22 protein-coding genes are annotated in these 24522 nt (G+C 47.6%); 12 read left to right on the forward strand and 10 right to left on the reverse strand.

Features of this window, described 5'->3' with window-relative positions; genetic code table 11:
- Window positions 1–69: 69 nt before the first annotated feature.
- Window positions 70–3303 (forward strand): YhdP family protein, encoded by a 3234-nt coding sequence (locus IE181_RS11615; RefSeq protein ID WP_191253134.1) that lies wholly within the window; start codon window positions 70–72, stop codon window positions 3301–3303.
- A gap of 52 nt (window positions 3304–3355) precedes the next feature.
- Here IE181_RS11615 and tyrS read toward each other — a convergent pair whose 3' ends face one another.
- Entirely contained in the window at window positions 3356–4606 is a 1251-nt protein-coding gene (tyrS, locus tag IE181_RS11620; RefSeq protein WP_191253135.1) for a tyrosine--tRNA ligase, read from the reverse strand.
- 112 nt (window positions 4607–4718) lie between these two features.
- Here tyrS and IE181_RS11625 point away from each other — a divergent pair, with 112 nt between their 5' ends.
- A complete protein-coding gene (locus IE181_RS11625) occupies window positions 4719–5879 on the forward strand; it encodes an anhydro-N-acetylmuramic acid kinase (RefSeq protein ID WP_191253137.1) in 1161 nt (386 codons plus the stop codon).
- 64 nt (window positions 5880–5943) lie between these two features.
- Here the strand turns inward: IE181_RS11625 and IE181_RS11630 are convergent, their stop codons facing one another.
- On the reverse strand, window positions 5944–6588 hold the full coding sequence (locus tag IE181_RS11630; RefSeq protein WP_191253139.1) for an alpha/beta hydrolase: 645 nt from the start codon (window positions 6586–6588) through the stop codon (window positions 5944–5946).
- Between the two features lie 170 nt (window positions 6589–6758).
- On the opposite strand from IE181_RS11630, the gene IE181_RS11635 reads away from it, so the two are divergent.
- From IE181_RS11635 to IE181_RS11645, 3 genes are read left to right on the forward strand one after another with little or no spacing between them, the layout of a single operon-like run.
- Complete coding sequence (locus IE181_RS11635) at window positions 6759–7877, forward strand: cysteine desulfurase family protein (protein WP_191253141.1); 1119 nt, start codon at window positions 6759–6761, stop codon at window positions 7875–7877.
- The gene (locus IE181_RS11640) at window positions 7877–9040 is read left to right on the forward strand and encodes a cysteine desulfurase family protein (RefSeq protein ID WP_191253143.1); all 1164 of its coding nucleotides are present in this window, start codon (window positions 7877–7879) and stop codon (window positions 9038–9040) included. Before IE181_RS11635 ends, IE181_RS11640 begins: the two co-directional genes overlap by 1 nt.
- Window positions 9037–9375: a 2Fe-2S iron-sulfur cluster-binding protein gene (locus IE181_RS11645; RefSeq protein WP_191253145.1), complete on the forward strand. Its 339-nt coding sequence runs from the start codon at window positions 9037–9039 to the stop codon at window positions 9373–9375. Before IE181_RS11640 ends, IE181_RS11645 begins: the two co-directional genes overlap by 4 nt.
- Before the next feature lie 52 nt (window positions 9376–9427).
- Here the strand turns inward: IE181_RS11645 and IE181_RS11650 are convergent, their stop codons facing one another.
- The 4 genes from IE181_RS11650 to rpsF all read right to left on the reverse strand — a co-directional run bounded on the left by IE181_RS11650 (window position 9428) and on the right by rpsF (window position 12413).
- Complete coding sequence (locus tag IE181_RS11650; protein WP_191253147.1) at window positions 9428–10969, reverse strand: replicative DNA helicase; 1542 nt, start codon at window positions 10967–10969, stop codon at window positions 9428–9430.
- A 210-nt stretch (window positions 10970–11179) separates the two neighbouring features.
- On the reverse strand, window positions 11180–11779 hold the full coding sequence (gene rplI, locus IE181_RS11655) for a 50S ribosomal protein L9 (RefSeq protein WP_191253149.1): 600 nt from the start codon (window positions 11777–11779) through the stop codon (window positions 11180–11182).
- Between the two features lie 23 nt (window positions 11780–11802).
- Window positions 11803–12033: a 30S ribosomal protein S18 gene (rpsR, locus tag IE181_RS11660; protein ID WP_191253151.1), complete on the reverse strand. Its 231-nt coding sequence runs from the start codon at window positions 12031–12033 to the stop codon at window positions 11803–11805.
- 2 nt (window positions 12034–12035) lie between these two features.
- Window positions 12036–12413, reverse strand: a complete 378-nt coding sequence (rpsF, locus tag IE181_RS11665) for a 30S ribosomal protein S6 (RefSeq protein ID WP_191253153.1) — start codon at window positions 12411–12413, stop codon at window positions 12036–12038.
- Window positions 12414–12669: 256 nt separating this feature from the next.
- On the opposite strand from rpsF, the gene fabD reads away from it, so the two are divergent.
- The 7 genes from fabD (at window position 12670) to gmk (ending at window position 18891) form a co-directional block, all read left to right on the forward strand.
- The gene (fabD, locus tag IE181_RS11670; protein ID WP_191253155.1) at window positions 12670–13608 is read left to right on the forward strand and encodes an ACP S-malonyltransferase; all 939 of its coding nucleotides are present in this window, start codon (window positions 12670–12672) and stop codon (window positions 13606–13608) included.
- 36 nt (window positions 13609–13644) lie between these two features.
- Entirely contained in the window at window positions 13645–14382 is a 738-nt protein-coding gene (fabG, locus tag IE181_RS11675; RefSeq protein WP_191253157.1) for a 3-oxoacyl-ACP reductase FabG, read from the forward strand.
- Between the two features lie 203 nt (window positions 14383–14585).
- Entirely contained in the window at window positions 14586–14819 is a 234-nt protein-coding gene (locus IE181_RS11680; RefSeq protein ID WP_191253159.1) for an acyl carrier protein, read from the forward strand.
- A gap of 117 nt (window positions 14820–14936) precedes the next feature.
- Window positions 14937–16208 carry a beta-ketoacyl-ACP synthase II gene (gene fabF / locus IE181_RS11685; RefSeq protein WP_191253161.1) on the forward strand — a complete coding sequence of 424 codons (1272 nt, stop codon included), beginning with the start codon at window positions 14937–14939 and terminating at the stop codon, window positions 16206–16208.
- 129 nt (window positions 16209–16337) lie between these two features.
- Entirely contained in the window at window positions 16338–17282 is a 945-nt protein-coding gene (gene mltG, locus IE181_RS11690; protein WP_191253164.1) for an endolytic transglycosylase MltG, read from the forward strand.
- A 53-nt stretch (window positions 17283–17335) separates the two neighbouring features.
- Entirely contained in the window at window positions 17336–18223 is an 888-nt protein-coding gene (locus IE181_RS11695; RefSeq protein ID WP_191253166.1) for a YicC/YloC family endoribonuclease, read from the forward strand.
- Window positions 18224–18237: 14 nt separating this feature from the next.
- On the forward strand, window positions 18238–18891 hold the full coding sequence (gene gmk / locus IE181_RS11700) for a guanylate kinase (protein ID WP_191253168.1): 654 nt from the start codon (window positions 18238–18240) through the stop codon (window positions 18889–18891).
- A 30-nt stretch (window positions 18892–18921) separates the two neighbouring features.
- Here gmk and rsmA read toward each other — a convergent pair whose 3' ends face one another.
- From rsmA to IE181_RS11720, 4 genes are all read right to left on the reverse strand, one after another.
- Window positions 18922–19800, reverse strand: a complete 879-nt coding sequence (gene rsmA / locus IE181_RS11705) for a 16S rRNA (adenine(1518)-N(6)/adenine(1519)-N(6))-dimethyltransferase RsmA (RefSeq protein WP_191253170.1) — start codon at window positions 19798–19800, stop codon at window positions 18922–18924.
- Window positions 19797–20789 (reverse strand): 4-hydroxythreonine-4-phosphate dehydrogenase PdxA, encoded by a 993-nt coding sequence (gene pdxA, locus IE181_RS11710; RefSeq protein WP_191253171.1) that lies wholly within the window; start codon window positions 20787–20789, stop codon window positions 19797–19799. The genes rsmA and pdxA overlap by 4 nt, the downstream gene beginning before the upstream one ends.
- 8 nt (window positions 20790–20797) lie before the next feature.
- Window positions 20798–22090, reverse strand: a complete 1293-nt coding sequence (locus IE181_RS11715) for a peptidylprolyl isomerase (RefSeq protein ID WP_191253173.1) — start codon at window positions 22088–22090, stop codon at window positions 20798–20800.
- A 75-nt stretch (window positions 22091–22165) separates the two neighbouring features.
- Complete coding sequence (locus IE181_RS11720) at window positions 22166–24373, reverse strand: LPS-assembly protein LptD (protein ID WP_191253175.1); 2208 nt, start codon at window positions 24371–24373, stop codon at window positions 22166–22168.
- Window positions 24374–24522 lie beyond the last annotated feature (149 nt).

The following is a 24522-nucleotide window of genomic DNA, read 5'->3' on the forward strand; positions in this document are numbered from 1 at the left end:
TTAGCCGGAAAATTTTTAAACGCAGTCTTCTGGTGGGCTCTAACAATTTTTCTACTGGCCTTTGGTGCAGTGTCACTTCGGCTTTTATACGCGCCAATTGATTTATCCTTTGCCCAACCTGTCGTTTCTGAGCAGGTATCCAGGCTATTCCCCAATTGGGAGATTGATTATTCAACCTCTGAAATCGGCTGGGACTGGTCTGACCTCAGACCCTGGATACAGGTTAAAGATATCAAACTTACAGACAAAAGGGGTAGGCTGACTATTGACGTCCCTACAGGAAAGCTCGGCCTAGATCGTACTATTCTTGCCGGTGTTGTGTCACCTGCACAGATAAATCTCGATAATGCGGTTGTCGTGATCAAGGATATCGCCGGGCTTTATGCTGTTGATGAAAACGTACCAGCCAGTCCGGGAATGCTCGATGACCTTTTCGCAGACTCAGGCGCCCCGACGCTGGAGATCTTTAAACCACTGACGAATGCATTTTTTCGTGTAAAAAGCAGAATGATCAGACTTACACCTGATCTTGATGCAATTCGGTTCACAAACACCAGGGTCATAATTAAACGCGACGAAGGGTTTGAAGATGCCATCGTCAATGCCCCTAGACTTCTCCTGACAAAAAATGACGTGCAGGATATTACGCTTGATGCGCTTATTGATGCACGCATTGGCGGCGAGCCGATACAAATTTCGACATACGGCGCCACCAGTCTGGAAGACAAAATCCTGAACGTGATTTTCTGGATTCACGACATTAACCTTGCTCACATTCATGAGGCAGCCAACCTGCCTGAAATGGTCAAAATCTTTAACATTCCGGCCTCTTTCGAAATCAACGCATCATTATCCTCCACTGCCGGCTTAACAAAGGCTGACATCAAAGCAGATATCGGCGAAGGTTTCTTAGACGACCCACTGATGTTCCCTGAACTTGCACCAGTTAAATACGCTGCATTGGAAGGCACCTTTGACCCCCAAGCCGAAGTTTTCACCATTGATGAATTCGAGGCATCGACAGGCACCAGGCTTGTTTCAGGCGGCGGCATGCTCTACTGGAGCGATGATATCTCAAAGCCTGGCGTTCAGTTTACTATTGAGACACCAGAGGCCAGTCTTGATGAAATATTGCGCTACTGGCCTGCAAAATATCACCCTGACGGCAGCCAAAGGGGTGGACGTGCCTGGGTGAGCCAAAATATGATCTCAGGAACAGGTCGTAATGCAGTATTTTCATTGAATATTGACCCAAAAGGGCAAGGTGGTTTTGAAGGGGGAAGTAAACTTCGCCTGGATTTCGGCTTTGACGATATTAAGACGAATTATTTGAAGGAAATGACCCCAATTATCAATGCTCAAGGTAGTGGGGTTCTAACTGAACATACTCTGGATATAAAAATCAATACCGCAACCATTGACGGGCTGCCTGTCACCAATAGCCGTGTATTGCTTGAAGATATTGATAAAGGCATAGACGCTACCGGGACCTTCACCATCAATTTAGAAGGGCCCGTGCGGCAGATTTTAAATATTATCGATACTGATCCAGTAAATATCAGCCAGAAAATTGCCCTTGATCTAGACAGGATTGGTGGGAACGCCTCTGTTGAGGCAGAAATTCATGTCCCGCTTCGACCAGACCTTCCGACGGAGGATGTTCTATATACAGTTAGCGCGGACATCGACAATGCTTTTGTAAGAGACATTTTGAACGGTGACGGGATCAGTGACGGTGATTTATCACTTGGCCTAGACCCTGACATTTTGACCATTGGCGGTACTGCCATGTTAAACGGCGTTTCAGTTGATATGCACTGGATTGAAGACTTTAAGACAGGGCGAGATGATCCAGACGCAGATACTACACTTCTGATCACCCATGCCACGGCTTCTGCCGATAGCTTAAAGGCACTACAGATAGATATTACTAAATTTGTAGAAGGACCAGTTACAGGCAACGCTACCTTCACTGGACGGTCCATGAACTTGAAACATGTTGACTTCGCAGGAGAGTCCAGTGGCGCAACATTAAAGATTGAAGAACTCGCTTACCAGCGTCCGTCAGATATGCCTTTTGCTTTTGCCGGGGACGTTAGCTTCGCTGAAACAGGCACTTCGGTTAACACTCTTGCCCTTAGTGGACAGAACCTCTCCGCAACTGGCAACATATTTATTCGTCCCTCAGCCATCGGCGGTGTGACTGGTCAATTACACTTTACGGAACTGAATGACACGAAAAATCTTATCCTTGGTTTTTCTGTTGATAACGATAACAGCGCTGACATTCGTCTTAGGGCAGATGTTTTTGATGCACGTCCTATCCTTACAGATGACCACGAGCAGGAAACAGTGCCACTACAACAGGCTGACAACACTGACGATACTCCTGCAGTGTCGATGACTACAGTCAATCTTGAGGCAAAGAAACTATTACTTCTAAACGATGAAATACTTCAAGCCGTTAAGCTTGAAACTGTTTTCAAAGGTCATGAACCTGACAGCATTGAACTGACTGGCACGCTAGAGAAAAGTCAATCTGCAGTTTCTTTTGCAGTCATCCCTCAAGCAAACACCGTAAATGCACTCACAATCAAAACAGATGATGCCGGAGCGTTTTTGCGCGGCATGGGACTTTTCTCCCACCTCAATGGAGGGTCCATGGAATTTACCGGGGAGACGTCAGGATGGGGCAGTACCCTGTATCTAAAAGGAAAAGGAGGGTCAAAGTCTAACATTCTGGTTCAATCGTCCGATGAGCTTGGTGACAATGTAACCGAAGGCGTAATTCAGGGACTGGACGAATATTTGAAAGGGGATCCCATTAGCCTGACAGAAACCACTATCTCCTTATCATATGACAAGGGGCTGCTTGACTTCGATTCAGTAAAGGCAAACGGTGCATCTTTGGGGATGACGCTTGAGGGTCAAATTCACACTGGGGAAAACAAAGTTAACCTGAACGGTGTGATTGTTCCCGCCTATGGCCTGAATGCACTTTTTGGAAAAATCCCTGTCATCGGCGCAATCTTAACCGGTGGGGCCGGTAAAGGTATCTTCGGATTTTCGTACCGTGTAAAGGGTACAATTGATGATCCTGCCTTCAACGTAAATCCCCTGTCTGGTCTGGCGCCTGGCTTCCTGCGCTTACTTTTCGAGGGTGCAAAAGGCAAAGTATCGAACGTACAGACACCAGAAGAAAAAGAGAAAAAACCTGAAGATCCAGATCAAAACGCCAAAGATACAGAACAGGCACAAAGCAAAGGCGAAGGTGATACAATTCCGTCACACGTTCCTGCATAAAAAAAGCCCCTGAGAAAACCCAGGAGCTTTTATAAACTCAGCATATACTGACTTATGAAGTCTTAACGAGGGCGTGACGCTTCTTACCCGCAGATAATTTGATATGGTCACCATCCAAATCATTGGCAGTAATGGTCGCATCAATATCATCAACTTTTTCATCGTTAATTTTTGCGCCACCTTGCTGAACCAGACGTCTGATTTCACCCTTTGACTTACCCAGACCGGCCTCAAGAAACAAATCTACAATATTGATACCTGCTGACAACGATGTTGCTGCTACTGAAACTGTAGGCAGGTCATCACCTGCGCCCTTGTTGGCGAAGGTTTCAGTGGCAGTTTTCTCTGCATTTATCGCAGCATCACGACCACGGCAAATGGCAGTAGCTTCATTTGCCAGAATGATTTTTGCCTCATTAATTTCAGCACCTTGCAGTGCTTCCAGCCGGCGTACCTCATCCATTGGTAGTGTTGTAAATAACCGTAGGAATCGACCGACATCTGCGTCTTGTGTATTACGCCAGAACTGCCAGTAGTCATAGGCTGGCAAATGATCTTCATTTAGCCAAACAGCACCAGCAGCCGTTTTCCCCATCTTCTTACCGTCTGCAGTCGTGATTAGGGGGGTCGTAATGCCAAATAGCTGCTTCTGGAGTTTCCTGCGGCCCAGCTCAATACCATTAACGATATTACCCCACTGGTCAGAACCACCCATCTGCAGGATACAATTCTCCCGCTGTGCAAGTTCCATGAAGTCATATGCCTGCAGGATCATATAATTGAATTCAAGGAATGTAAGCGGCTGTTCCCGGTCAAGGCGAAGCTTAACGCTATCAAAGGTCAACATCCGATTGATCGTAAACTGTGTCCCAACTTCACGCAGCATAGTGATGTAGTTCAAACCACTGAGCCAGTCATCATTATTGACAACATGCGCGTCTGTTGGTTGATCGCCAAAGGAAAGTACCTTTTCAAAAACCGTGCGAATACCCGCCATATTGTCTGCGATAGCATCGTCAGTCAGCAGTTTACGGCTTTCATCCTTACCTGACGGATCGCCGATACGTGTTGTACCACCACCCAGAAGAACAATAGGGCGATTACCCGTTTTCTGGAGCCAATAAAGCATCATAATTTGTACAAGCCCGCCAACATGTAGTGAACGTGCAGTGCAATCAAATCCTATATATGCTGAAATTGGGCCTTCCGCCATCTTGGCATCCAGACCTTCAAGGTCGGTTGTCTGATGAATGAAGTCGCGTTCAGTCAAAATCTGTAAAAATTCGGATTTAAGTGTAGTCATGATGTTTTGTCCAAAAAGCTAACAAATGTCTTCAAGTGTGCGGTGATGTAGCATAAGCTGGTCCAAAGGCAAAGAAACAATAGCCAATACACAGAGTAGGAGCCTTCAATCTATGTCAACGCTGGGACAGCCGGGACAAATAAAATGCGCAATCGGCTTGATGAGCGGTACATCAATGGACGGTATTGATGCTGCAATGATTTTCACCGACGGTGTATCAGTCGAACGTCTGGGACCATCTATTACAATCGAATACCCGGATGGCCTCAGGGACCGGATTAAACAAGCAATGCAAGTTGCCAGTGCCTGTCTTCAGCCCAAGCAAGATGATCCGCAGATAAAACTGCTGGAACAGGACATAACCGACCTGCACGCTGACGCCGTATTTGAATTGTTATCCGTTACAGGTCAAGACCCAAAATCAGTTGATGTCGTAGGATTTCATGGCCAAACAATCATGCACCGCCCTGATAGAAAATGGACGTGGCAAATCGGTGATGGTGGTCGTCTGGCGGGCCGTGTTGGCATACCCGTTGTTAATGACTTCAGATCCGCAGATATGCGTGCAGGTGGGGAAGGGGCGCCGCTAGTGCCCTTGTATCATGCGGCGCTGCTGACACGGCATCACAAACATAATACTGTTGCCGTGCTGAATATTGGCGGTGTTGCAAACGTTACATGGATAGACTTTTCAAAAGATCAAGATAATCCAGCGATCATGGCGTTTGACACAGGTCCAGGTAATGCAATTTTGGACGACTGGGCGGAAATTCATACAGGTACACCGTGCGATACTGATGGAAACCTGGCCTCCCGCGGCATCATTCACAAAGAAGTTGTCATGGGTCTGATGGCGTCTCCCTATTTTGATGAAACACCCCCAAAGACACTGGACCGCGATGATTTTAACACGCAGCCGGTTCGTGGTTTATCAGCCGAAGACGGGGCCGCGACACTTACCGAAGTAATCGTTGAATCAATGGTTTCAGCACAGAGCCATTTTCCAAAGTCTCCGGAAGCCTGGTATGTATGTGGTGGTGGCCGACACAATGCAACGCTCATGCGGCGTCTGCGGCGTCGTTTTCCCGTTCTGTTAGAGCCCGTCGAGACACTAGGCTGGCGCGGCGATGCCTTGGAAGCAGAGGCTTTTGCTTTTCTTGCAGTACGGTCCGTGCGCGACTTACCACTAACTATTCCTGCAACAACAGGTTGCCAGACCCCGACCACAGGCGGCGTTTTGCATAAGCCAATCGGCCGGCGGCTTAAACGGTAAAGGTTATATAAATAAAAGAGGGGCCATGTGGCCCCTTCTTCATATCAGTCTGTCACAACTCAGCCTAGGGTGTACCCAAACGCTTGTTCAAATATGTATTCACTGACTTCACAAGTAGCTGCAGTTCATTCTCAAAGAAATGATTGGCACCTGAAATTGTGGAATGATCTATCGTGATCTGTTTCTGAATATGAAGCTTTTCAACCAGTTTCTCGATGGAATGCGGTGTGACCAGATCATCATCTTCCGCCTGGACAATTAATCCTGATGACGGACAAGGCGCCAAAAATGAGAAATCATAAAGGTTCGCTGGCGGCGCCACAGAAATGAACCCTTCAATCTCAGGGCGGCGCATCAGAAGCTGCATCGCAATCCAGGCTCCAAAAGAAAATCCCGCTATCCATGTTTTGCTTGAATTGGCATTCATACTCTGAAGCCAATCAAGGGCAGCGGCAGCATCTGAAAGCTCCCCAACTCCATTATCAAATTCGCCCTGACTTCGACCTATGCCGCGAAAATTGAACCGAAGTGTCGCAAAGCCACGATGCGCGAAGATGTGGTAGAGGTAGTATGCAACCTTATTATCCATGTTGCCGCCATACTGCGGATGCTGATGAAGAATTAGGGCAACGGGTGCGCTGTTATCCTTGCCTGGCTGATAACGGCCCTCGAGGCGACCCGCAGGTCCATTGAAAATAATTTCCGGCATATGTTATGTCTTTTTCTCGTTTTCCCGGTCACATAACGGCTGTTCGTGAACTCAGGATTTGATACAGTCCACCTTCTATATCCAATTTAGGGTATAAAGAGCAAGCTTTCTGATTTTACCAAACAACAATATATCAACAAATACAAAGTGATAGCAGAAATAGTTAAACCATGAAAAAGCCTGTATATCTTGACTATAACGCGACAGCACCGATTCGCGAAACTGTGATCACCAGTGTATGCCAGGCAATGTCAGAAGTTGGTAACCCATCTTCTGTCCATGCATTTGGTCGTCGCGCTAAATCTATTGCGGATGAAGGACGGGAAAAAGTAGCAGCACTTGTGGGGGCCCGCGCTCGGGACATCGTCTTTACAGCAAGTGGGACCGAGGCCAATAATGCTGTGCTGCGATCTACCGGTGCTGATCATATTATTATTTCTGCAACAGAGCATGAAAGTGCCGTTGCAGCAGCAAAGGCGAGTGGTAAAGAAGTCTCGGTTTTACCGGTATCTGCTGACGGCATCGTAAATCTGGAAAAGCTTGAGCAATTGCTAGTTGAACACTCAAACCAATCAACACTTGTTTCCGTAATATTTGCCAATAATGAAACCGGCGTTATCCAGCCAATTTCTGAGATTGCGACAGTTGCCATGAAACACGGCGCTCGCGTTCACACCGATGCTGTACAGGCGGCGGGGAAAATCCCACTGGATATGCAGAAGCTAGGTGTTCAGTATATGACACTTTCTGCCCACAAAATTGGCGGACCACAAGGCGTTGGGGCGATTGCCATGCACCCGACAGCACCCCTTGATGCCTTTATTGTCGGGGGCGGACAGGAACTTGGTCGCCGCTCTGGCACAGAAAATGTTGCTGGCATCGCTGGATTTGGAGAAGCCGCAGTCGCTGCGTTTACCCAGCTCAGCCAGATGAATGCGATCGCAACCTATCGTAACAAGCTTGAGACGGCAGTCAGAAGTCTCTGTAATACAGTCATTATTCCAGGCTCCAACACAGAACGTCTTGGCAATACGTCCTGCATCATTATGCCTGGTGTTAAGGGGGAAACCCAAGTTATGCATTTTGACTTAAACGGTGTTTGCATATCAAGCGGCTCTGCATGCTCGTCAGGCAAAGTGAAAAACTCACACGTGCTAACAGCTATGGGGTTTAGCGATGATGAAGCCCAAAACTCAATCCGCATTTCACTTGGCTACAAAACGACTGAGGAAGATGTAGACGCAGCCATTAATGCCTGGGAAAGCCTTTATAATCGAGCAAGCCGGTAATGACTGCAAACGAGACAATTTATCTGGATTATCAGGCGACTACTCCACTGGATGACCGGGTCCTTCAGGTTATGCTTCCGTACCTGACACAAAAATTCGGCAACCCGCATTCATCAACCCATAAATTTGGCTGGGAAGCGGATATCGCCCTCGATATTGCTAGGGAACAAGTTGCAGAGCTTATCGGGGCAGAGCCGAAAGAAATCCTCTTTACCTCTGGTGCAACAGAGTCGAACAATCTCGCCATCAAAGGACTGATGGAAACATGGGCAGCAAAGAAACCGCATCTGATTACAGTTGAGACAGAACACAAATGCGTTCTAGAGTCTGCGCTCGCTACAAAGAAGCTTGGTTGTGACGTTACAATCCTGCCAGTAAACGCAGATGGCTTAATTGATTTAGATGTGTTAGAGGGCGCTATCCGTCCAGACACAGCGCTAGTCAGTATTATGGCAGTGAATAACGAGATCGGCGTTATCCAACCGCTCGAAGACATTGGCAGAATAGTAAAAAAAGCTGGTGCACTTTTTCACTGTGATGCGGCGCAGGCATTCGGGAAAATCCCCCTTGATGTCGACTTGATGCACATTGATCTTCTTAGTATCTCTGGCCACAAAATCTATGGTCCAAAGGGGATAGGGGCTCTTTATAAACGAAATGCGCGCGCAGTTACCCTGACACCGCAGATGAACGGTGGCGGTCAGGAGGCAGGCCTTCGATCCGGAACACAGGCGCCTGCACTTGTAGCTGGCCTTGGTGCTGCTGCCAAACTGGCATCCGAGGATATGCGTCAGGAACACACGCGCCTACAAGGAATGCAGGAACGTTTTATCAAACGTCTTACAAATAACATTACTGACCTCAAGATTAATGGATCTATGGAACATCGTTGGCCAGGGAATCTGAATATCACAATTCCTAAAGTCGACGGCGATTTACTTCTCGCTGATACACGGATGATTGCAGTATCTTCCGGGGCTGCGTGTGCGTCTGCTGTGTCGGGACCATCTTATGTTCTGCAAGCTCTGGGCGTTTCGGAAGAAGACGCCAAATCATCTATACGCATTGGTTTTGGACGATTTACAACAGACGAAGAACTCGACAAAGCTGCGGACTGTATTATCACCGCTGTCAAAGACCAAAAAGAAAGGCGCTGTTTATGACACATGTAACCGTAACCTTCATCAAACATGACAGCGACGAGTTAGTCACAACTACGGCACCAGGGGTTTCTTTACTGCAGTTAGCGCAGGAAGAGGGGCTAGATATCGAAGGCGCATGCGAAGGGAATATGGCATGCTCGACCTGCCATATGATAATTGACCGCGAACATTTCGCACAACTACCAGAAGCCTCTGAGGAAGAAGAAGAGATGCTGGACCTTGCGCCAGGGCTAACATCCACCTCACGTCTGGGATGTCAGGTCATCGTTTCAGAGGATATGGACGGTATGCGCGTTAAACTGCCCAAGGAAAGCCGGAACATGATGGGGTTCTGACCTTGGACTAGCTTAATGCTTAGCTATCATTCAAAGCAAAATCACTCCTGATCTACTCAAACCGTTCTGGCAGATGATCATCTTCAACCAAGTCAGAGAAGCGTGTTACATCCTTCTCAAACGCCAGATGAACTGTACCAACAGGACCGTGACGCTGCTTGCCGATGATGACTTCAGCCTTTCCGTAGAGCGACTCCAGCTCCGCCTGCCATTTAGAATGCTTTTCTAAGTCTGCTTCTGACGGCTGTTCTTTTTCCTTATAATATTCCTCACGGAATACGAACATCACCATATCGGCATCCTGCTCAATCGAGCCTGATTCACGCAAGTCAGATAGCATAGGGCGCTTATTCTCGCGCTGCTCAACGGTACGGCTTAACTGTGAAAGGGCGAGAACGGGAACGTGAAGTTCTTTCGCTAACCCCTTAAGTCCACGTGTAATCTCAGAAATCTCCTGAACCCTGTTTTCACTGCCGCCTTTACTGGAACCACGCAGTAGCTGCAAATAGTCGACAACAATCAAACCAAGGTTATGCTGACGCTTTAAACGTCTGGACCTTGTACGAAGTCCTGCAATTGTTAGTGCAGGCGTATCATCAATGAATAGTGGCGTGTCTTCCAATTCCATTGCCGCGCGGGCGATTGCTTCGAACTGCTCCTGCGTCAGTTTCCCTTGTCGCATATGGTGTGACTGAATAGAATCTGGGCCATTATAATGAAGATTGGCACGATCAGACAAAATACGGGCTGCAAGCTGATCCGCTGACATCTCCAGAGAGAAGAAACACACTACGGCGCCTTTACTGCGCTCTACTTCAAGGCCGGCGTCCCGGTCGTCCGCGTATCTTTTGGCTGCATTAAAGGCAATATTTGCAGCAAGAGCAGTTTTACCCATAGCAGGACGCCCCGCCAAAATCACAAGGTCAGAATTATGCAAGCCACCGATTTTTTCATTTAGTCGGGTCAGGCCTGTGGTAACACCTGCAAGGCTGTCCGGGTCCCTGTAGGCATTTTCAATATTCTCGACAGCCGTTCGTAGCGCCTTCGAGAAGGACTGCGCACCTGATTCAGCTTGTCCCATTTCAGCAAGATCAAAGAGTTGTTTCTCTGCTTCCGATATCTGATCCGCTGCTTCTGCATCAACCTCTGCATCATATGCATCATTGACCATAGTTTCACCGATCTGAATCAATGCTCTTCTCAGCGCCAGATCGTAAATTGTACGTCCATAGTCTTCGGCGTTAATGATAGTCGCCGCGCTTGCTGCCAGCCTGACAAGATACTGTGCGCCGCCCACATCACTTAATGCCTCATCATGATCGAAGAATGGTTTAAGCTTAACAGGGTCTGCGATCTGATTCTTATCCAGTAGTTTCAGGACCGAGTGATAAATTTTACCGTGAACAGGTTCATAAAAATGCTCAGGCTCCAGAAAACCCTGCACTTTCTGCGCAGCCTCATTGTTAACCAGTATTGCGCCCAGAAGTGCTTGTTCTGCCTCCAGGTTATGTGGTGGCTGACGATAACTTAATGTATTGCTGCCTGTGCCACGATCTTCGATGTCATTCGCTGGTTGTGGTTTGGTGCCGTTCATAAAAAATGTTCACCCCAATAGTAAAAATAGTAAGCTGTGCACTGATATACAAAAACGCTGACACTTTTGTCAGGAGTATTTTACTTTTCCCCCGGTATTCTTTCCACAGGTGGATAATTATGGGGATAACTTTTATCAATATACGCTTATTGATAAAAGAAAAAGGCGGCCCACAAGGAGCCGCCTCTTAATTTCAAAGTGTAAGCAGTCTTACTCAGCTGTTTCTTCTTCAGCTTCTTCAGATACTTCCACATCAACTTCTGCTTCTTCTTCGAAGATTTCTTCAGCTGAAACATCCAGCTCATCTTCATCATCAAAAGATGAGGAAACGATCGAACCAGTTTCAAACTGAGTTTGAGCTTCTTCTTCAGAACGAGCAATGTTGATAACAACGGTTGCAGAAACTTCAGGGTGCAGACGAATGATAACATCGTGCAGACCCAGAGTTTTGATAGCGCGGTCCAGAACAATCTGGCTACGGCTAACAGCAACACCAGCTTCTGTAACAGAAGTTGCGATGTCACGGCTGTTAACAGAACCATAAAGCTGCCCAGATTCACCAGCAGAACGGATAAGTACTGATTTCAGACCATCCATTTTTGCAGCTACAGCTTCAGCTTCAGACTTACGCTCAAGGTTTTCAGCTTCGAGACGAGCACGCTCTGCTTCAAAAACAGCTTTGTTTGCTACTGTAGCACGCATAGCTTTGTTTTGTGGCAGCAGGTAGTTACGTGCGAAACCGTCTTTAACAGTGACAGTGTCACCCATCTGACCCAGCTTCTCAACGCGTTCTAGCAGGATAACTTCCATTTTAATTCTCCTCTATGACGCGACTATTGAACCATGAAAGACAGCAGAGCAAGATTACGTGCACGCTTAATAGCACGCGCAAGCTCACGCTGTTTCTTGGCTGATACGGCAGTAATACGGCTTGGGACAATCTTTCCACGCTCAGAAACATATTTCTGAAGCAGCTTGACGTCTTTGTAATCGATTACCTGTGCATTGTCGCCAGAAAACGGGCAAGTTTTACGACGACGGAAAAAAGGACGACGTGCAGACATTATTAAGCCTCCTTACGTGCTGGACGATCACCACGTGGACCACGGCGTTCTTTATCAGCTTTACTACGAAGTACGATAGATGGACCTTCTTCGAGTTCCTCAACGCTTACAGTCATAAAGCGGAGGATATCTTCGTTAAGGCGAACCTGACGCTCCATTTCTGCCAGAGCAGGGTATGGTGTATCAAGATTCAAAAGAACATAATGTCCTTTACGGTTCTTTTTAATTTTGTAGGCAAGAGTCTTCAGACCCCAGTATTCGTTTTTCAGAACCTTCCCACCGTTCTCTTCCAGAACTTTAGTGAGATCGGCTACAATATTTTCCACCTGCGAGGAGCTAATCTCCTGACGCGCGATGAAAACATGCTCATATAAAGCCATGTTTCTCTCCTATGTGCTGATCGCTCACCAGGTCTTTATTTCTGGTGCCTCCAGCTCGCTTCCAATGGCCCTCTATCCACTACCCGAATGGTCTTTTGTGAATCAGGACGCGCTTACATACCGCCAGAAGCCCGCGAACGCAAGGAAAACTCTTATTTTTTAGCTATCAAGATATTTGGCTTGATAAAATTACCTTGGCTATGTCATGAGCGACGCTATATTTTAGCACATATCCAATCACAGCGGAGGGACAGTAATGTCAAGAGCACTCGTATTTCCAGGACAAGGAAGCCAGTATATAGGAATGGGTAAAGACCTGGCTGATGCCTTTGAACCCGCACGTCTGGTTTTTGAGGAAGTCAATGATGCCCTGGGCCAAGAATTATCCAAAATCATGTGGGAAGGCCCTGAAGACGACCTGAAGCTTACAGAGAATACCCAGCCAGCTTTGATGGCGCATTCAATGGCCATCATTCGTACGCTTGAAGCAAACGGTAAAACTGTTACTGACATTGCTTCTCATGTAGCAGGGCATTCACTTGGTGAATATACGGCACTGTGTGCAGCTGGCGCTTTTAGCCTCTCAGACACGGCGCGTCTCCTGAAGCTGCGCGGACAAGCAATGCAGCGCGCTGTACCAGTAGGACAGGGTGCGATGGCAGCAATCCTCGGCATGGAAATGGATCAGGTTTCTAAAATTTGCGAAGAAGCATCTACGCACGGAATCGTCGTTCCGGCAAACGACAACGGTGGCGGGCAGGTTGTTATTTCTGGTGAAACCGCCGCGGTGGAAGCTGCAGCCGAAGCTGCAAAAGGCGCAGGCGCCAAACGTGCACTGCTACTGCCTGTATCTGCCCCTTTCCATTGCCCTCTGATGAAGCCTGCCGCTGCTGAAATGGCTGAGGCTTTCAAGTCGGTAAAGATCAACAGACCAACTGTTCCGGTGGTCGCAAATGTGATTGCTGCACCTATTTCAGAACCTGAAGGAATAGAAAAACTATTGGTAGAGCAGGTAACTGGCTCGGTTCGGTGGAGAGAATCCGTCGCCTCCTTTGCTTATATGGGGATCAGTGCAGTCACCGAAGTAGGGGCTGGCAAAGCCCTAAGCGGCATGATCCGCAGAATCGATCGCAGTCTTGAAATGTCGAACATTCAAGGCCCTGAAGATCTGGAAGCTTTCATTGAGTCTTTATAGGCTGACTGAATAAGAACATTATTAAAGAGGGAAACAATGTTTAATCTAGAAGGTAAGAAAGCACTCATAACAGGTGCTACAGGCGGCATTGGCGCTGCAATTGCGCGGGCACTACACAGTGCCGGAGCAGAAGTCATTATCTCAGGCACACGCGCTGCAAAACTTGAAGAACTGAAAAACGAGTTAGGGGACCGCGTTCATGTGGTACCCGCAAATTTGTCTGAGCGTGAAAGTGTTGATGCTTTAATCAAGGACGCGCAAGCTGTAGCAGGGACCATTGACATTCTTGTTAACAATGCAGGCATTACACGCGACAATCTTGCCATGCGTATGAAAGAAGACGAATGGGACAGCGTTATGCAGGTTAATCTTGAAACTGCATTTCGCCTTAGCAAAGGCCTGATGCGCGGAATGATGAAATCACGCTGGGGCCGGATTGTTAACATTACATCTATTGTTGGTGTTACAGGAAACCCGGGGCAGGCAAATTATGCAGCTAGTAAAGCAGGTATGATTGGTATGTCGAAGTCACTGGCACAGGAAGTAGCAAGCCGCGGCCTAACCGTTAACTGTGTAGCTCCCGGGTTTATTGTCACGCCTATGACAGACGAACTAAACGACGACCAAAAGGCCGCTATCACAACCAATATTCCATCTGGTAAGCTTGGCACACCAGAGGATATTGCAGCCGCAGTATTGTATCTTGCAAGTGATGAAGGTGGCTATGTAACCGGCCAGACACTCCATGTGAACGGCGGTATGGCTATGATTTAAAAGGATATTCTTTGACCCGGATGAGGACTTTTACGTCAAAAGAGCAATAAATCAGTAACATTGACTTCTCAAAGAGAAAAAACTGTGGTACTTGCACCCGGGTGTGACGAATAGCCGGCACGGAATTATTAACCGATACGTTTATTTCCAGGGCATACTTGAAGCCCAAAAAGAAAAAGACGTGAAAATTAAGGATATGAGCAATGAGCGATATCGCCGAAAAGGTGAAGAAAATCGTTGTCGAGCACCTTGGTGTTGACGAAGACAAAGTAACCGAAACTGCAAGCTTTATCGACGACCTTGGCGCTGACAGCCTGGACACAGTTGAGCTGGTTATGGCGTTTGAAGAAGAATTCGGAATCGAAATTCCTGATGACGCAGCTGAGAAAATTCAAACTGTAAAAGACGCAATTGATTTCATCAGCGCGAATTCCTAATTCGGTTAGGAAAATGAATTCTAAAGGCAATAGTCTCCCATACGGGATTGGCTGTTGCCTTTTTTTATGAAGATGGGGTACACAAATCTATAAGCTCTATCAGTAAAGGGATGATCTATGAGACGTGTTGTTGTAACTGGTATGGGTATGGTTTCTCCATTGGCTTCCAGCCTGGACGAAACATGGACCCGACTGATTAACGGTGAATCCGGTGCAGGCCGTATTACAAAATTTGATGCGGAAACTTTTCCTTGCAAAATCGGCTGTGAAGTCACGCTTGGAGACGGCACGAACGGCACCTTCAATCCTGACGACTGGATGCTTCCTAAAGATCAGCGTCGCGTCGATGATTTCATCGTTTATGGTATGGCCGCAGCCACGCAGGCGATCGAAGATGCTGGCTGGACCGACCCTGGCGAGGAAGAAGGTCTTCGTACCGGTGTAATGATCGGCTCCGGGATTGGCGGCCTTCAGTGGATTGCCGATACGGCAGTCACGCTTAAAGAACGCGGCCTTCGCCGTGTAAGCCCACATTTTATTGCGGGTTCTATCATTAACCTCGTATCCGGTAATGTATCCATCAAATACGGATTCCGTGGTCCAAACCATGCTGTTGTAACTGCGTGTGCAACTGGTACACATGCGATTGGTGATGCAGCACGCCTTGTAGCGCTTGATGATGCTGATGTGATGATTGCCGGGGGTGCAGAAGGTACAATCTGTGCTGTAGCCACTGCCGGCTTTGCTCAGGCACGTGCACTGTCTACCAAATATAACGACACACCCGAAAAGGCATCACGCCCATGGGACAAAGACCGTGATGGTTTCGTCATGGGTGAAGGCTCAGGCGTTGTTGTTCTTGAAGAGCTGGAGCACGCAAAAGCACGCGGCGCCAAAATCTATGCGGAAATCATTGGATACGGCATGTCCGGTGATGGGTACCATGTGACGGCACCTGCACCCGACGGCAATGGCGGCTACCGCGCTATGGAAGCTGCTGTTAAGCGTGCTGGCATTAGCACTGCAGACATTGACTATATTAATGCGCACGGTACTTCTACTCCGCTTGGTGATGAGATTGAGTTTGGTGCAGTTAAGCGCCTCCTTGGTGATGCAGCAGGTTCTGTTGCCATGTCCTCTACCAAGTCAGCGATCGGACACTTGCTGGGGGCAGCAGGGGCAGTTGAAGGTATTTTTGCCATCAAATCGATCACCGACAATATAGTTCCGCCGACACTGAACCTCGACAACCCTTCCGATAGCTGCTTTGGAATCAATCTGGTACCTCATACAGCACAGGAAAAGGATGTTAAAATTGCATTGTCCAACAGCTTTGGTTTTGGCGGCACCAACGCCACAATCATCGTTAAGGAATATAATGGCGACTAAAATATAGGCGCATCGCACCTAACAAATACTGGGTGGCAAAAAACATAAAAATCGTCTTCGAAAAAGAAGAGTTGCTGTTAAACTCTTTCAATGATTCGAAGGCGATTTTATTTTTCAGTCCTGCTTGTAGTGGCTCTTCTTTCCCTTGCCTCTGGTTTAGGGTGGGGTGTATGGACTGCGATCAGCCAACAAAAACTGATCAGCGGCAATGAAAGTCGCACCGTATATTTAGCAAAGGGGGACGGCCTGTTACGTCTGGCCTACCAACTGTGGGACCAAAGAGCCACTCGTGCACTGTGGCACACCGTCATAACTTCAGAAGCACTTGGACTGAGCGGTAGACTACAAGCCGGTGAATATAGAATTACACCAGACCAAACGTTAGAAAGCTTTCTAAATAGCATAGTTAAAGGGGAGCGTATTCAGCGACGCCTTGTCGTGCCAGAGGGGTTGTCTTCGAAACAGGTAGCCATTCTTGTTGAAAACAGTTTTGGCATTGAAGTTAGTCGACCTATTACAATTTCAGAAGGTAGTGTCCTACCAGATACCTATTTTTACGAACGCGGAGAGACAGCTGACGCGATCATTAGCAGGATGCAAACAGCGCTTGCATCTGAATTGGAGCGACTGTGGGATCAACGTGCAAATGATTTACCTATCAAGTCAAAGGCAGAAGCAATCATACTCGCTAGTATTGTTGAAAAGGAAACAGCCGTAGCCCGTGAACGTCCTTTGGTCGCCGCAGTCTTTATCAATAGACTAAGACAGGGTATGCGCCTTCAGTCTGACCCGACCATTATCTACGGCATCACACAGGGGCTACCACTTGGACGCGGCATAACCCGATCTGAACTTCGCACTGAAACACCTTACAACACTTACCGAATAAACGGTTTACCTCCGGGTCCTATCGCAAATGCTGGACTGGATTCTATCAAGGCAGTTCTGAACCCACCAGATGTTCCCTACTACTATTTTGTGGCGGACGGCAGTGGGGGCCATGCCTTTGCCAAAACCCTGAAAGAACATAATCGAAACGTGGCAAAATGGCGACAAATTGAGAAAAACTTGTGATATATCCGCAAGGCCGATATCAAGGATAAAACACTCCTGCACAGGACAAGACAATGACAATAAAGAGCATGACGGGCTTTTCCCGTTCATCAAACAGCGGTGCCGGCTTTACCTGGACCATGGAACTGAAAAGCGTCAACAACAAAGGGTTGGATATTCGCACCAAACTGCCGTCCTTTCTTGATGGTTTTGACCTTACGCTGAAAAAACATATTGGGAAAAAGCTCGCACGCGGATCTGTATTTTTCAGCCTGAACTGCCAGCAGGATGGCGGCTCTGAAAAATGTCATGTTGACGAAGATAGACTTAAAACGCTGTTCGACGTCGCTCAGAAATACAAGGATGTCGAAGGTGTGACACCTGCATCGCTGGACGGATTACTTGCTGTCAAAGGCGTGGTTGAAATACTGCAAAAAGATATTACCGACAGTGAGCGTAAAGATCTCGAAACGCTTTTACTTACAGAAGTGGATGCCTGCCTTGATCAGCTTGTTACAGCAAGGGAAGATGAAGGCCAGCGTATGGAAAACGCTTTACGCGATCAGATAAAAACGATTACAGCGCTGACCACCTCGGCAAAAGAGGCTGCACATGACCGTATTCAATCAATGCGGGACCGTTTTGCCAGCCAACTGGAGAAATTAAGCGGCATTGCCCAACCAGTGCCTGAGGAACGTCTGGCGCAGGAAGTAGCCATGCTTGCAGTCAAAGCAGACATTCGGGAAGAAATAGACAGGCTTTATGCCCATATCGAAGAAGCTATCAGCCTGCTCGATTCGGGTAAACCTATCGGCCGCAGACTGGATTTTCTGTGTCAGGAATTTAACCGCGAAGCCAACACTCTTTGTTCAAAAGCGGGGGATGTTAGCTTGACCCGTATTGGGCTAGACCTTAAGACAACCATTGATCAGTTCCGTGAACAGGTCCAGAATATTGAATAATAACAGGGCGATTTATGACTACTAAATCTGTTAGCTCCCGGCGTGGCTTGATGCTCGTCATGTCCTCACCCTCTGGCGCAGGGAAAACTACTTTGTCCCGGCGGTTGCTCGAATCTGACTCTTCTGTCGTGATGTCCGTATCGGCGACAACGCGCGAACCACGCCCTGGTGAAGAAAATGGAAAAGACTATTTCTTTGTTACACATGAACGCTTCAGAGAAATGATCGATCACGGTGAACTCCTTGAACACGCAGTTGTTTTCGAAAACCGGTACGGAACACCCCGCGGTCCCGTTATGCAGGCACTAAACGAAGGCAAAGACGTTCTTTTTGATATCGACTGGCAAGGCACACAACAACTTGCAGAAAGTGCTGGCGATGATTTGGTGCGCGTCTTTATTTTGCCTCCAAGCGTTGCCGAACTGGAAAACCGTTTACGCAAAAGAGCTCAGGACCCGGAAAATGTCGTTCAAAAGCGAATGGCCGAAGCTGAGAGCGAAATCAGTCACTGGGCTGAATATGACTATGTTCTGGTGAATGACGACCTGGAGGATACGTTTGAGCGCTTGCAGGTTATTATCAAAGCGGAACGAGAACGCCGCCGCAGACGTCCGGGTCTATCTGAATTTGTAAGAAAACTTATGGATGAACGGCCCAAAAACAAATAAATAATGATAGCGAACCGCCTGATAAACAGATCAGGCGGTACCGTCCAGTGTTCTTCTGTAAACCTTTGCCAACCTCACAAATTGCTCAACCGACACAGTCTCCGCACGCTGAGTGGGCTCCAGACCAGCTGCTTCGATCAACGATATTGTATCTGGTACCAATCCTTTAAGGCTGGCACGCAGCATCTTACGGCGCTGCATAAAGGCCTTCTCAACAACCTTTTCAAGGTCACCAAGCTTTACATCAGCATCAATCGGCTCTGATGGTCTATAATGTATTACGGCACTTTCTACCTTCGGCGGCGGTGTAAATGCAGCTGCTGGCACTTTCATTGCGATCTTTACTTGTCCCCGCCACTGGGCAAGAACAGACAGCCGTCCATAAGCCTTGGTGCCGGGCTTGGCTACAATTCTCTCGGCAACTTCACGCTGGAACATAAGGGTCAAGGATGTGTACCAAGGCTTCCAGTCAGCCAGTGTTAGCCATTTAATCAACAGTTGCGTGCCCACATTATACGGTAGATTCGATACGATATGGGCTTCCGTCACACCACTTGACTGAGTGTCAGACAGGCCTAGCACCTCTGGTTCATTAATTTGAAGGGCATCTCCTTCAACAACAGTCAAACGGTCACCGAATGCCGTTGAAACATCCGCAAGGGCAGGGAGGCACCGTTTATCCATTTCAACAGATAGCACACGACCAGCATCTTCCATCAAAAGCGCACGGGTTAATCCACCAGGCCCCGGTCCAACTTCATAAACAACCGCTTTTGACAAGTCGCCGGGAATACGGGCAATTCTTCTGGTAAGATTGAGGTCTAACAGAAAGTTCTGACCGAATGACTTCTTTGCCCTTAAATCATATTCTCGAATAACTTCCCTAAGAGGCGGCAATGGGTCATTCATGGGGCTGTGCCTTTGTTCGATTTTGCCATTCTATCTGCCATTCGGATAGCAGCAAGCATGCTATCAGTTCTTGCAATGCCCTTACCGGCGATCGTATGCGCAGTGCCGTGGTCAGGGGAAGTACGAATGATAGGCAACCCGAGAGTTATATTAACACCGCCCCAAAAATCGAGTGTTTTGAGAGGTATTAAAGCCTGATCATGATACATGCAAATGACGGCATCATATGTTGCCCGTGCATCCTCATGAAACAACGTATCTGCCGGGTAGGGGCCTTGGGCATCAATCCCCATATCCTGGAGCTGCCATATCGCAGGGGTGATGTGTGTTGCCTCTTCCATACCCATGGTACCGCCTTCACCTGCGTGTGGATTAAGTGCGGCAATAGCCAGTCTGGGATGGGAAATGCCGAAACGGTCCCGCAGGTCAGCTGCAGTAACAGATGCAGTATGTACAATCTTATCAACAGTTAAATATCTTGGTACGTCCTTGATTGACATATGAACTGTCACAGGGACAACACGTAGCCCCTCTACCGCCAACATCATGACACTGCTATCAGAGGACATGCAACACAAAGACGCGAGATATTCCGTATGTCCCGGTGATGAAAAACCGGCTTCATACAGGACAGCTTTATGTATGGGGGCAGTAACCATACCGCCAGCATCTCCAGATCTGCACAGCGCAACAGCCTGATCAATCGCTTCAATCACAGATTTACCTGAACTTGGTGACGGCGCTCCAAGCGTAAAGCTACCAGATGACGTGGTCTCCATTACGGGTAAAGCCTTATCAAATACACCTAAAGCATCTGATGGCTTTTCAATTTTAATAACAGGGATAACGTCAGGTAGTGCAGATGCCATACCAATATAAAAACAAAAAGGAAGACTGACTTCGTCTCTCTGTTGCCACAGCTTGGCAATTAGTTCAGGACCGACACCTGCCGGTTCCCCCATCGTAATTGCCAGCGGGGCGTTTGACATCTTTAAACTTACCGGTAGTCGATGATCGCATCACGACGCAGGTCACGTAGGTAACGGCGACCCATCATCGAAAGGCGTTGCTGTTCGATTTGACTGTAGATTGCGTCAAAATCCGGTTCCTGAATTTGCGCTTCTTCTCGCTGACAGACAAAGAAAGTGCGCCAGCCATCTTCCAGTTTTACAATCTCACTTGGTTGGCCAATAGGAAGGTCCGTTACATACGCCCGTAACTCAGCATTAAAATCACGCAAACGGATAATTCCGATTTCAGTGTTTTCATCAGCACCTGCCTCTGTTGCATAGCGCTGAACCTGACCACAATTAGTGGAAGATGGATCGAGGGCATTAACATAGCTCTCATACTTTTCTTTGCGGCCGTCCTCAAGAAGCTGTTCACTTGTCAGATATACCTGACGGAGACTTAGACGCGTATCCAGAGGATCAGCGGTAAGGATTCTTCTGCGGTCGCGCAGGGCCAATATCAAATAACCACCCGGCGTACGGATCGCATCAGAGACCTGTCCTACATCAAGATTCTCAATAATAGCGGCATGCTCTTCCGCCATCTCATCCGCTGTAATCCAGCCAAGATCACCGCCGACCGCAGCCGTAGGAGAGGCGGACAACTGCTGGGCTATTTCCGGGAAGGAAGAGCCCGCACGGACCTGAGAAACCAGCTGCTCTGCGGTTGCGGCAACACTTGCTTCCTGATCAGGATTAGAGACCTGTAACACAATCTCAGCCAACCGGTATTCGAACTTACCCTTGTTATCGCGGATACGTTGGATCTGGGCTTCTACTTCTTCGTCAGAAACACTTACAAAAGACCCCATGCGTCCCTGAACAATCTGTGACCAGGCAAATTCAGCTTTCATCTGCATGCTGAGCGTTTCTTTGCTGGAGCCAATCTGCTGCAATGCAGCTTCAAACTGCTCAGGTGTTTGGCCAACACCTTGTGCACGGCGTACAAAGAAACCTTCTACTTCGCTATCAGAAATAGAGAATTCCAGTTCCGCTGCTTCCTGCAACTGTAAGCGTTCATCGATCATTGACCGGATAACCTGCTCACGCACTTTCAGAAATTCTTCTTCTGATCTGATTCCACCAGAAATAGCAACAACCAACCTCAAACGCTGATTAATATCAAAACTAGTGATTGGTTCATCATTCACCAGAACTTCAACACTGTTAAGTGCCTGCTGTGCAGATACACATACTGTTGGTGCAACCAGCAAGCCACTGAAAACTGCAACCGTTCTGAGGTATTTGATGAATGACCCTGTAATTTTCTTAATGCTCACACTTTAGCCTTGTTGTTTTTTCTGGTTACTATCAAATCGACCATCTAGCCTTTTAGACAGTTTCAGTCCTTAGCACTAGCCCAAATTCTTCAATTTTAAACGAAATAATATTGAGGTGCCCGGAACAATGTCCCTGTCACGGGTATAGGTTTCCCTGAATTGCAAACCAATTTCGATACATTCGTCCTTGTAACTTGCACCGATATTATATTCAACACCGTCAAATCCACTCGTCAGATCTTGAATAACTCCACCCGAAAGGTGCCAGTTTTTATAGAAACGATAGCTGCCTGTCGCACGAATTTCTTCTCTGTCAGCGCGGTCTCCGGTTACAAAGTCCGTCAAATCACGATTAAGCTTGAAATAGCCCAAAGTCACAGACCGTTCTTCGTTACCAATGGTTAGGTCAATATCATTACGGCGAACAGCCAGCTTGCTATCATCAAGCCTGTACCTGTGATCTAGGAACAGCCAATCCCGGTATGATACCTGCGTCCGACCAACAATGTCAGAGCTATCGCCGTCTAGACCCGTCCCTGTGAACAAGGCACCATAATCACCGGATACCTGCCAACTTTGTCCAAGCATGACTTCGGTTTGCACATCTTCGCCATCATATTGCCACCGGAAACCATACGTGACACGACTACCGTCTTCATACAGATCATAGCCAGTTGGTCTGTCCAGAGAGAATATATTTCTGTCAGTTAACTCAAAAGACCTGCTGTCTTCATTGATAAACGACTGTGCATTTCTGCGTGTTGGGGCAACGGTGACTTCTACTATTGGCTCAATAGTATGGCTGTTTGTTTCCCCATACTTGACAAGTGGCCAGCTAAAACGACCCGACAGGCGCGCCATAGTCCTGACATCACTTTCAGCGTTACCAACATATGCAGGATCATCAGGATACTCTATATCATCAATATTGTAAGCATCGCTGCGAACGCTGGCATTGACATCAAGAACAACGCCTGCACTGGACACAAAACGTCGTTCCCAACTCGCGGCGGCCGTTACCCTTTGCGTGTCAAGTCCGTCCAGTCGGTGCAATGCAAGCGCATTACCTTCAATGCGCACAACACCACCCAGTGGCCTATAATCAGGTATAAATTCAGCATCAATAAGAGGAAGCGCGAACGCCGTAAGCCCTGTTACATCCTCAAGACGTAACCCCTGAAAGGCAAGAGCACGCGCAGATATGTAGGATGACCCGTAAAATCCTTCAAATTTATAGTCATTAACGAGTGTATCAGCGTCGGAGAAATCATATCGGCGGAGATATGTATCATCAGATGCCCAGTTCAAATCAAATGTTGATCGCCAGGTATCACTATGATTGAAATATCCTTCAGCGGAGATATTTCCTCTGAATTCCTGCCCCCCAGACTTAATGTTATTCTGATCACGTTTGTCAGCGTATGTGATACTGCCGTCGGTTACCAATTGACCATCTGAGAAACGCTGGCGGTACTCGCCCGTCACCACCAGCCCTTCCTGTGTTGTCAGGATTGGAGTAACTGTCATGTCTTTACTCTTAGAGAAAACATGATGGTAAGGTGCGCCCAAAACAAGACCCAGATGTTTATTGGTTTTTATCTCAAACGGCAAAAAGCCCGAAGCTCGATCAACCGTTGGATCAGGGTGAGACAGGGTAGGTGTCCACAAAACAGGCACACCTAAAAACTCCAGAAAGGCATCTTTATAATAGAGGCGACGTTTGTTTTTGTCATGCGTCACCTTAACAGCCTTGATTTGCCAGACAGGCTCGTCATCCGGATCGTCGATACAGACTTTACAAGGACTATAAACAGCGCGTTTTAGAACCGTTTCTGCCTTGTCCTGGTCATACGACCCTTCTGCGGCAGCAACCTGGCCACCGTCTGTCATGACAAAGCGGATGTCCTGCACAAATGCGGATTTCAGATTATCGTTCATCTCCAGCCTAGGTGCCACAATCCGGGAGCCATCCTTTAGTTGTAGTTCAACCGCACCAAGCGCAACCGCCTTACCAGTCTGTTCGTTGTAACGGATTTCGCCTGCCAAAAGCGTAAAACCGTCCCGCTTAAGTACAACTTGCCCCAAAGCACGAACATCACCTGTTTCAGCGTTATAGGTGATTTTATCAGCGCTAAAATCAACGCTGGACTGCAAGCCCAAGACTTCGGCAGATGACACTGCTTGTGCCCCCACAGACGGCGCGCAAAAAATGCCAACTGCAATGGCCGCTGCACAGCCATCAACTACAGACGACAATAAAGTTTTTTTGGCTGTTTTAGTCACGTAACTGCTTATTCCACTGGATAATCGACACCTTGATACCCTCTGCGCTTGTCTGCCGCAATAGATTAGATTGTCCCATTGCAGTAAAAAGTAGGCAATTTAACGGCAGATGCTTGCGTTATCCCTTTCGACAGGGGTATGAAGATGTC

Origin of the sequence: Kordiimonas sediminis (genome assembly GCF_014656395.1) — a bacterium.
In the GTDB taxonomy this organism is placed as follows: Bacteria; Pseudomonadota; Alphaproteobacteria; order Sphingomonadales; family Kordiimonadaceae; genus Kordiimonas_A; species Kordiimonas_A sediminis.